Source organism: Micromonospora maritima (assembly GCF_902825405.1).
Taxonomy (GTDB): Bacteria; Actinomycetota; Actinomycetes; order Mycobacteriales; family Micromonosporaceae; genus Micromonospora; species Micromonospora maritima.
Genome location: NZ_CADEAU010000871.1, coordinates 1 through 1,225, shown reverse-complemented (window position 1 = coordinate 1,225; position 1,225 = coordinate 1). Strand labels below are relative to the sequence as shown.

Annotated in this window: 1 protein-coding gene and 1 pseudogene; both read left to right on the top strand. The window is 72.5% G+C overall.

The features are described from left to right. A pseudogene (locus tag HUW36_RS33160) lies at nucleotides 1-472 on the top strand (cellulose binding domain-containing protein); the annotation flags it as partial. Between the two features lie 162 nt (nucleotides 473-634). Continuing rightward, nucleotides 635-1,225 (top strand): non-reducing end alpha-L-arabinofuranosidase family hydrolase (locus HUW36_RS33155; RefSeq protein WP_174531616.1); only part of this gene is annotated, 591 nt, incomplete at its 3' end.

Below are 1,225 nucleotides of genomic sequence, written 5' to 3'. Positions count from 1 at the left end.
GGTGTCGCCGCCGCCGCTGGTCATGCCCTCTCCCACCGCCGCCTCCGCGCGTCCCACGAGCGCGCGGCCCACGCCGAGCGCCAGCCGCCGGAGCCCGTCGCCGTCACCGTCCGCGTCGCGCTCCCCCAGCCGTACGCCGAGCCCGACGCCCTCGGCCCCGGTCCCGCTGACCGCGACCTACGAGACGGTCAACGACCGGGTGTTCGGCTACCGGGGCCAGGTGGTGCTGGGCAATCCGGGGTCGACGCCCCGACCGGACTGGACGGTCACGGTGACGCTCGGCGAGGGTGCCACGCTGGGCTCGGTCAGCGGCGCCGAGGCGGCGCAGGACGGCGTCGTGGTCACGTTCACCGGTGACGCGTTGCCGGCCGGTGGATCGACCACGATCCGCTTCGACGTGCGCGATCCCGACCCCCTGCACGACGCCCCGGAGGGCTGCGCCGTCGACTCCGCCCCCTGCGCCACCTCCTGACCCTTCACGGACCCCGCCGGGCGTCGGTCACCGCCATTCATCGACGTTCACCCATTGAGTGCATGGGAGCGCTCCCGTAGCATGTCCGACACGGCTGTTAACGCTCACATAGCCGTCACCCCACCGCACGCGTGAGCCGCCGCCACCACAGGAGGATCCATCATGTCCAGATCCAGAAAGGCCAGTGCCGCCCTGGCCTCGGCCGGTGCCGTGCTCCTGGCGTCCGCGGGAGTCGCCGTGGCACTGCCGGCCGGCGCGGCCGCCGCCGGCTGCGCCGTGACCTACACCGTCCCGTCGCAGTGGCAGGGCGGCTTCGGCGCCAACGTCACCATCACCAACCTCGGCGACCCCGTGTCCGGCTGGACACTCACCTGGTCCTATGCCGCCGGACAGACCGTCACCCAGGCATGGAACGCCACCGTCACCCAGAACGGCGCCGCCGTCACCGCCCGCAACGTCGACTACAACGGCACCATCCCCACCAACGGCACCACCTCGTTCGGCTTCAACGGCGCCTGGACCAGCAGCAACCCCGCCCCCACCAGCTTCGCCCTCAACGGCGTCACCTGCACCGGCGGCACCACCACCCCGACCACGTCGCCCACGACCTCGCCGACCGGCTCGCCGACGCCGACACCCACGCCGACGACGACACCGCCCGGCACGTGCACCCTCCCGTCGAGCTACCGCTGGAGTTCGACCGGTCCGTTGGCCACCCCGAAGTCGGGTTGGGTGTCGTTGAAGGACTTCACG